This is a genomic window from uncultured Granulicatella sp., from assembly GCF_963521425.1.
In the GTDB taxonomy this organism is placed as follows: Bacteria; Bacillota; Bacilli; order Lactobacillales; family Aerococcaceae; genus Granulicatella.
The window spans coordinates 24,463-32,606 of the sequence record NZ_CAUQUN010000026.1; the positions used below are offsets into that span (position 1 = coordinate 24,463).

Annotated in this window: 5 protein-coding genes and 1 pseudogene; all 6 read left to right on the top strand. The window is 33.6% G+C overall.

The window, feature by feature from the left end; translation table 11 throughout:
- Nucleotides 1–97 precede the first annotated feature (97 nt).
- The gene (queF, locus tag RWO76_RS07080) at nt 98–586 is read left to right on the top strand and encodes a preQ(1) synthase (protein ID WP_006703907.1); all 489 of its coding nucleotides are present in this window, start codon (nt 98–100) and stop codon (nt 584–586) included.
- A gap of 11 nt (nt 587–597) precedes the next feature.
- Nucleotides 598–1,242 carry a 7-cyano-7-deazaguanine synthase QueC gene (gene queC / locus RWO76_RS07085; RefSeq protein WP_314354964.1) on the top strand — a complete coding sequence of 215 codons (645 nt, stop codon included), beginning with the start codon at nt 598–600 and terminating at the stop codon, nt 1,240–1,242.
- On the top strand, nt 1,242–1,715 hold the full coding sequence (locus tag RWO76_RS07090; RefSeq protein ID WP_314354965.1) for a QueT transporter family protein: 474 nt from the start codon (nt 1,242–1,244) through the stop codon (nt 1,713–1,715). Before queC ends, RWO76_RS07090 begins: the two co-directional genes overlap by 1 nt.
- A gap of 505 nt (nt 1,716–2,220) precedes the next feature.
- Nucleotides 2,221–4,809: a pneumococcal-type histidine triad protein gene (locus tag RWO76_RS07095; protein WP_314354966.1), complete on the top strand. Its 2,589-nt coding sequence runs from the start codon at nt 2,221–2,223 to the stop codon at nt 4,807–4,809.
- 637 nt (nt 4,810–5,446) lie between these two features.
- Nucleotides 5,447–6,235 (top strand): alpha/beta hydrolase, encoded by a 789-nt coding sequence (locus RWO76_RS07100; protein WP_314354967.1) that lies wholly within the window; start codon nt 5,447–5,449, stop codon nt 6,233–6,235.
- 594 nt (nt 6,236–6,829) lie between these two features.
- Nucleotides 6,830–8,144: pseudogene (locus tag RWO76_RS07105) on the top strand (DNA-directed RNA polymerase subunit beta); the annotation flags it as partial.

The window sequence follows — 8,144 nt, forward strand, 5'->3', positions numbered from 1 at the left end:
CTTATTTGAACATGAAATGATCAATCAATTCCTGGAAAACGATGGTGTTTTTCAGGAATTTTTTTATGGTTAAATAGTCCGGAAAGAAGGAAGAACAATGAGAAAAAACGAAGAAATGGGAGAAATTACACACTTAGGAAGTAAAACAGTTTATCGTGACGATTATGCACCAGAAGTGCTAGAGTCATTCCCAAATAAACATCCGGAAAATGATTATTTTGTAAAATTTAATTGTCCAGAATTTACTTCATTATGTCCAATTACAGGTCAACCTGACTTTGCGACAATTTATATTAGCTATGTTCCAGGAGAACGTATGGTAGAAAGCAAGTCATTAAAATTATACTTATTTAGCTTTAGAAATCGTGGAGATTTCCATGAAGACTGCATGAATATCATTATGAAAGATTTAGTAAAATTAATGGATCCAAAATATATTGAAGTTTGGGGCAAATTTACTCCACGTGGAGGAATTTCTATTGATCCATATTGTAACTATGGAAAACCAGGTACTAAATGGGAACAAGTAGCAGACCACCGTATGATGAATCATGATTTATATCCTGAAAAAGTGGATAACCGTTAAGGAGAATCTTGATGAAATTAGTATTATTAAGTGGTGGAGTAGATAGTTCTACAGCATTAGCACTTGCTTTGAGTCAAGATCCTCAGGTTGAGGCTATTTCGTTTGCATATAATCAAAAGCATAAGGAATTGGAATTAGAAGCTGCTAGAAAAATTGCAGCCTATTACAAAGTTCCTCATCAAATTTTAGAGGTGAGCTCTGTATTTTCAGGAAGTAAATCGTCTTTAAATGCTGGAAATGATATCGAAGTGAGTACAGGAGATTATGCGACTCAAACAGAAGCAAACACTGAAGTGGAATTCCGTAATGGAATTTTTATTTCGATTTTAGCAGGAATTGCGATGCAAAAAGGAGCTTCAGAAATTTATTTTGGAGCACACTTGGATGATTCTGGAGTTATTTATCCAGACTGTTCGCCTGAATTTATTAAAGCAATGAATCAGGCTGTTCAATTAGGAAGTGGAGGCAAAGTTCGATTGACAGCTCCATTTGGTCAAGTGAAAAAGAAAGATATTGTCGCTAAAGGAGTCGAATTAGGAGTTCCTTATGAATTGACGTATAGTTGCTACAATGGCGTATATCCTCCATGTGGGAAATGTGGAACTTGTATTGATAGAAATAAAGCCTTTTTAGCAAATGGATTGGAGATTTTATAGTGAATAAAAAACAAATTAGACTATTAACACAAAACACTTTAATAGGTGCTTTATATGTTGTTTTAACATTAATTAACCCTATTTCTTACGGAATGTTTCAATTCCGTTTATCAACTTTATTAATGGGTGTTCCGTTTTATAAACCGCAATTGTCATTAGGGATTTTAATCGGAGTAATGATTAGTAATATTCCAAGTCCTCTGGGACCGATTGATATTTTATCTGGATTTTTAATTCAATCAGTGAGTTTATATATTTTTAACCGTATTTTTAAAAATTCTTATGTGAAGAGTGCTGCTTATGGCATTTGGTGTGGTTTTGTAGTGGCTGCAGCATTGTATTACTCTTTACAAGTACCATTCTGGCCTAGTGTATTTGGCGTAGCAGTGTCAAATATTTTATTTGCCTTCTTAGGTACATTTATTGTTGAAAAATTCTTAACAGGATTTTTAGATAAAACTGTAGCTGAATAGAAACCGATGAATTGACTTCGAAACGTACTAGTGTTTCGAAGTCTTTTTTTGCGTATAGGCTAAAAGATGAAAGAAAAATTTTGTGTTAGCGAGGTCGCCAGCAGCCTCACTAGCGAGTCTCATGGCTAAAATTTGAGCCTAGGTCTCAAATTTTACCTATAATGGAAGCCAAACGTGGCTTCCATTATTTTTGCAACAAAAATTTTTCTTTCCTCTTTTAGCTGAATTTTAAAACGTAGTGTAACAAATTTTTGGAATTAAATACTATTTTCATATGTTTCGTTTATATAGTATGTTCACTGAAAAAAACGCAAAAACAATATAAAAGAAAGAAAAAAAATCTTTTTAGCCATGAGACAGCATTAGCTGGTTGCTGGCGACCTCGCAAACAAAAAGTATTTTTCTTCTTTCTTTTATTACGTCCACAAAAAATATTGACATAAGAAGAAAAGGAGAGTAAAGTTATAAAACGGAAAGATTACGTTTTATAGGAGAGGGAGATAAAATGAAAATTCATAAAAAGTCATTACTAATTGGGAGTGCAACTCTTGTTTTGTTGGGAGGGTGTTCACTGTTTAATACTCAAAACACAAGTCAGAAGACAGAATCAGAAACTACGACAACAGAAATTTCAAAAGCTGATTTAGCAAAATTTGAAAAAATTGCTGAAGAAGTAAAAGAAAACAAACCAAAAACAATTGTTGGAGAAGTATTCGAAAATGGATATTTAAAAAAACATGGAGATCATTACCATTTTGTATATGGAGCTCCGCCAGCAGATGCTATATATGAACAAAAGACTTCTGCAACAGCGATTAGTTCTGCAGATGACGGATACGTTTTTAATCCAAATGATATTGTAGAAGAAAATGAAATGGGATATGTTGTTCGCCACGGAGACCATTTTCACTTTATTTATAAAAATAATGCCCAACAAACGATTGCTACAACAATGTCTACAACTTCAGTAGCGCATGAACATCATGAAGAAATTGAAGATGGTTATGTTTTTGATAAAAAAGATGTCGTTAGTGAAACAGAATCAGGATATATCGTTCGTCATGGAGATCATTTCCATTTTATTTATAAAAATCAAGTGAATCATGAAAATACACATCATAATACGGTTGCATCAACTACTGAAAAAGTTGAGAAAGTGGAAAAGGAATTACATGGAGGAAGTGCAACACCTCTTACGAAGCCTGAAACAAAACCAAATGCTGAAGCTCCGACTGCACAGCCAAAAGAAAAACAATTTTCTGGAATTCATTATAGAACGAGTGACGGATTTTTATTTGATGGAAATCATGTTATTGGTACATCAGGAGAAAACTTATTAGTGGCGCATAATGGAAATATGAAAGATATTCATGTTATTCCATTTGAACAATTAGTCCATACAAAATGGGAATATTTAATTCCAAAAGAACATTTAGAAGCAGCTAAAGCGCGCTATAATGGGACTACAACGACTCCTAAAGAGGAACATCACCATGATGATGCAACGAAACCAGCAGAAATGAGTGAACTAGATAAAAAAATCGAAGAAAAAATTGCAGGCATTATGAAGCAATACGGTGTAAAACGTGAAAGTATTGTCGTGAATAAAGAAAAAAATGCGATTATTTATCCGCATGGAGATCACCATCATGCTGATCCAATTGATGAACATAAACCAGTTGGAATTGGACACTCTCATAGTAATTATGAACTCTTCAAACCAGAAGAAGGAGTTGCGAAAAAAGAAGGAAATAAAGTTTATACAGGTGAAGAATTAGCAAGTGTTATAAAATTATTAAAAAATAGTACATTTAACAACCAAAACTTTACTTTAGCAAATGGACAAAAACGTGTATCCTTCAGTTTCCCACCAGAATTAGAGAAAAAATTAGGAACAAATATGATGGTGAAATTAATCACTCCTGACGGGAAAGTGATTGAGAAACTATCTGGGAAAGTATTTGGTGAAGGCGTAGGAAATATTGCTAATTTTGAATTAGATAAGCCATATTTACCAGGAGAAACATTTAAATACAAGATTACTTCAAAAGACTATCCAGAAGTTAATTATGAAGGAACATTTACGATTCCATCTTCATTAGCTTATAATATGGCAAGCCATACGATTTTCTATCCTTTCCATGCAAGGGATACTTATTTAAGAGTGAAACCTCAATATGCAGTACCAAAAGGGACTGATGCTTTAGTCAGAGTTTTTGATGAATTTCATGGAAATGCGTACTTAGAAAATAACTACAAAGTGGGTGAAATTAAACTCCCAATTCCAAAATTAAATCAAGGAACTACAATGACAGCAGGAAATAAAATTCCAGTAACCTTCATGGCAAATGCTTATTTAGAAAATCAATCTTCATATATCGTGGAAGTTCCGATTTTAGAGAAAAATAATCAAACAGAAAAACCTGGTGTTTTATCACAATTTAAAGGACATGGTACAGAAGAAAGTTCTAAGCCTATAGAAAAAGCTGAAGAATCACCAAAAGAAACTGGAAAAGTAGAAGAAACTTCAAAACCAAATGGAAAAGATGAGGTATTGAAACCTGGGTCAGAGAAGCCAAATGAAAATCATATTTCAGCCCCAATGTTAGAAGAAGCTCCGCCAGTAGATCCAGTACAAGAAAAAATTGCAAAATTTGCCGCTAGATACGGATTAGGATTAGATAGTGTTATCTTTAATATGGATGGAACTATTGAACTACGACTACCAAGTGGAGAAGTCGTGAAAAAGAATATGGCAGATTTTACTGGAGAAGCACCTCTAGAAAATGGTGAAAATAAACCAGCAGATTCTTTACCAGAGGCTCCAAAACCAAGTGAAAAACCAGTGAAACCTGAAAATTCAACGGATAATGGAATGTTAAATCCTACAGGAAACGTAGGAGCTGATCCTATGTTAGAACCTGGATTAGAAGAAGCCCCAGCAGTAGATCCAGTACAAGAGAAAATTGCAAAATTTGCTGCTAGATACGGATTAGGATTAGATAGTGTTATCTTTAATATGGATGGAACCATTGAACTACGTCTGCCAAGTGGGGAAGTCGTTAAAAAGAATATGGCTGATTTTACAGCATAATAAATTGATGAAAAAGCGTCTGAATCGAAAGAAAGATTCAGGCGTTTTTCGTGTTTTAGTTACATGAGAATGTTTAAAACAGCCTATGATAATCGTTTAATAAATGTACGTAGATACCAAAAGATAAAAGAAAAATTTTGTGATAGCGAGGTCGCCAGCAGCCTCTGCGAGTCTCATGGCTAAAATTTGAGCCTCGGTCTCAAATTTTACCTATAATGGAAGCCAGACGTGGCTTCCATTATTTTCGCAACAAAAATTTTTCTTTCTTCTTTTAGTCGAATTATAAAACGAAGTACAACAATTTAAAAAAAATAAATACTGTTCAAAAGGATATGACAAACAAAAAAGTTAGCAGAAGTAAGCGTGAAATGTATTCTTGGAAGCAGGGCAAGAGGCGTTTGATAGGTCGTAAATCGAAAAAATCCATGTTTACAATAAAGAAAAAATGTGTTAAACTGACGGTAGTTAAGGGGTTTCAAAAAATGACTATGTATATATAGTTAATGAAAGTAAAAAAGTACTTCATTAGAATTTTTTAGCTGGTCTCGTGTTTAGAAAACAAAGAAATAAATCAAGTGTATAAGTAAGCGAGTAAACTTATTAGCTAACAAATTTAAGTTTGTAGAGGTTTTGGAATATGATATTTCATGAATTTGGTGATAAAAAATTTCCACATATATTATTGATACACGGCGGAGGTAATTCCTGGTGGAATTATCTTCGGCAAGCTCGTATATTATCCGATAAATATCATGTGATATTACCAACACTTAATGGTCATGGAGAAGAATATCAAAAAGAGTACATTTCAACTGAAAATTCCGCACAGCAAATTATGGACTATATAAAAAATAATTGCGGTGGAAAATTGTTTGCTGTGGGCGGTGTTTCTTTAGGAGGTCAAATTGCTATTGAGTTATTATCGCTAAATAGTGATATAGCTCAGAAAGCAATAATAGACGGTAGTATTTGTATTCCTCAGCCCAAGCTGGCAAGAGTTAGTACAATTATTGTAAAATTATTCGGAAAACTTATGTTTAGCAAATATGCAAGTAAAATTCAGTTGAGTTTAATGAAAAAAATGTATCCCAATATGGCTTATTCGGAAGAAATAGAAGGCTATTATATGGAGGATATGCCAAGGATTCCGATTAAAACATTGGTGACTATGTATCAAACATATATGGGAGAATATAGGCTTAAATATTCTATTACAGAAAACAAAGCGCAGGTTCTATATATTTATGGTGAAAAAGAAATGGGTTGCGTTAAGGAATCGGCTAAGCTATTTCAAAAAATGCATCCTAATTGTACTGTATATGAAGCAAAAGGATATAATCACGGTTATCTATCGGCTTATCTGCCTTTTGAGTGGATAGATTTGGTTAATCCATTTTTGGAAAACGATGTTCATCATAATAACTAAACTATGAAGTTATATAACTTCATAGTTTTGTCGAGTTGGATAAAACTAAATCCAGGAAAAGCCTAACTCTTTGCGCAGGAATAAAAAATTATCAGTGAAAAAACGCAAAAAAAATATAAAAGAAAGCAGAAAAATCTTTTTGTAGCGAAAGCGATAGAAGCCAAGGTGTGGCTTCTATTGCAGGTAAAAATCGAGACCGAGGCTCGATTTTTAGCCAAGAGACTCGTAAGCGAGGCTACTGGCGACCTCGCAAACAAAAAGCATTTTTCTGCTTTATTTTATAACGCTAAAAAATGTATGCACTTTCTTATAAAAACGTGAAGAAACACTCTCAAAACCTTGACAAATCGCCAATTTCACGCTAAAATAATGTAACGCAATAAGTGTAACTATAGTCTTGCGGGATACTGAAATATTGTCCAGAAATCCCGTGAATATTAGGAAAAACAAAAGAATGAGCGCTCTTTTTAATAAGGGATAAAGAAATTCTTTTGGTTTTTTTTTGTTCAAAAACGACTGACAGGCGGCATTTGTTACGAAAATTTAATAATGTAATAAATTTGTAATATTTATTCATAAAATTATGATATAGGGGTGGAAGAGTTGGCACATCATGATGTGAAATACGGTAAACACCGTGTGCGTAGAAGTTATGCACGAATCAGTGAAGTATTAGAATTACCAAATCTAATTGAAATTCAAACTGATTCTTACCAATGGTTCTTAGATGAAGGAATTCGTGAAATGTTTAAAGACATCTCACCAATCGAAGACCATACAGGTAATTTATCATTAGAATTTTTAGATTATGAATTACATGCTCCAAAATACAATCTTGCAGAAGCAAGAAATCACGACGCAAATTATGCAGCACCAATTTATGTAAAAATGCGTTTAGTGAACAAAGAAACTGGAGAAGTAAAAGACCAAGAAGTCTTCTTTGGAGATTTCCCATTAATGACAGAAATGGGAACATTTATCATTAATGGTGCAGAACGTGTTATTGTATCTCAATTAGTACGTTCACCAGGTTCATACTTCCATGACCGCCCAGATAAAAATGGTAAAGCCTTATATGGCGCAACATTAATTCCTAACCGTGGTGCATGGTTAGAATATGAATCAGATTCAAAAGACATTTCATATGTACGTATTGACCGTACTCGTAAAATTCCATTAACAGTATTAGTTCGTGCGTTAGGTTTTGAATCAGATGATACAATTTTAGAAATCTTCGGTGAAAGCGAAACATTACGTTTAACATTAGATAAAGATGTTCATAAACGTATGGATGAATCACGTACAGAAGAAGCATTAAAAGACATTTATGACCGTCTACGCCCAGGTGAACCAAAAACAGCTGAAAGTTCACGTAACTTATTAACAGCTCGTTTCTTTGATCCACGTCGTTATGATTTCGCGGCAGTAGGTCGTTATAAAGTAAATAAAAAATTAAACTTAAAAACACGTTTATTAAATCAAACAATTGCTGAAAATATCGTACATCCTGAAACAGGAGAAATTGTTGTTGAAGCAGGAACAGTTCTTGAAAAAGAAATTATGGAAAAAGTAGCTCAAGCATTAGAAGCAGGAGCAAACTTATTTACATTATATCCTTCAAGTGAAGGGGTTATCCAAGAACCTGTAACAATTCAGTCAGTTCAAGTATATTCACAAAAAGATCCTGAAAAAGTGATTAAAGTAATTGGAAATGCAAATATTCCAGATGAAATTAAATGTGTAACAGCAGCTGACGTTTTAGCAACAATCAGCTACTTCTTAAACTTATATGAAGGCATTGGATCAACAGACGATATCGACCACTTAGGTAACCGTCGTATTCGTTCAGTAGGTGAATTATTACAAAACCAATTCCGTATCGGTTTATCTCGTATGGAACGTGTGGTTC

Coding starts and splice junctions, on each gene's coding strand:
- queF (WP_006703907.1), top strand. CDS start 98: ATGAGAAAAAACGAAGAAATGGGAGAAATTACACACTTAGGAAGTAAA.
- queC (WP_314354964.1), top strand. CDS start 598: ATGAAATTAGTATTATTAAGTGGTGGAGTAGATAGTTCTACAGCATTA.
- RWO76_RS07095 (WP_314354966.1), top strand. CDS start 2,221: ATGAAAATTCATAAAAAGTCATTACTAATTGGGAGTGCAACTCTTGTT.
- RWO76_RS07100 (WP_314354967.1), top strand. CDS start 5,447: ATGATATTTCATGAATTTGGTGATAAAAAATTTCCACATATATTATTG.